Source organism: Blautia sp. CAG:257 (genome assembly GCF_000433815.1).
Lineage (GTDB): Bacteria > Bacillota > Clostridia > Lachnospirales > Lachnospiraceae > Blautia_A > Blautia_A caecimuris.
In genome coordinates this window covers 1-559 of sequence record NZ_HF999035.1, presented here as the reverse complement: position 1 = coordinate 559, position 559 = coordinate 1, and the positions used below count along the sequence as shown (strand labels likewise).

Sequence of the window (559 nt, the reverse complement as noted above, 5' to 3'; positions counted from 1 at the left end):
CGTCCGTCGAGCCACCCGTTTTACGGGTGGGGGCGACTAGGCTCTATGTCTTTATAAAAGTAAAAATTTTGAGAGATTGTAATATGTAAAAATGTTGAAAATTAGGTAAAAATAGGGGAAATTAACCTTGACAGAAATAAGTGGGGAGGGGTAAAATGATAATGATACATAGGGTTAGGGGAAGCCCCCCAAATTAGAGATGGAGGAAAAAGAAGTTATGAAAAACAAAGTAGTAAGAAAACTTCTCATGGTAGGTCTCAGTTCTTCTGTGGTTTTAACAAGCACAGTAGGCGTGGCTGCTGCAGCTACAGATACAGATACTGTAGTTGTAGAGGATTCAGTTACACTGGATGATGAGACTCTTGCCCCGGTGGAAGATGAAGAAGCACCGGAAGAAGACATCACAGACGAGGCAGAAGATACAGCGGATACATCCGCAACCAGAACTGTATGGGTGAAATTTGAAGATGAAGAAACAGGTGTTATCCTTGATGATGTACTGCCGCTTCAGATTGGTGTAGATGATACAACATTCCATACAAGCCAGATAACAGGAACT

General features: G+C 41.9%; 1 protein-coding gene. It reads left to right on the top strand.

Annotation, left to right across the window (positions count from 1 at the left end):
• Positions 1 to 217: 217 nt before the first annotated feature.
• The coding region (locus QVP40_RS05905; RefSeq protein WP_288200347.1) for a hypothetical protein at positions 218 to 559 on the top strand (342 nt) is incomplete at its 3' end.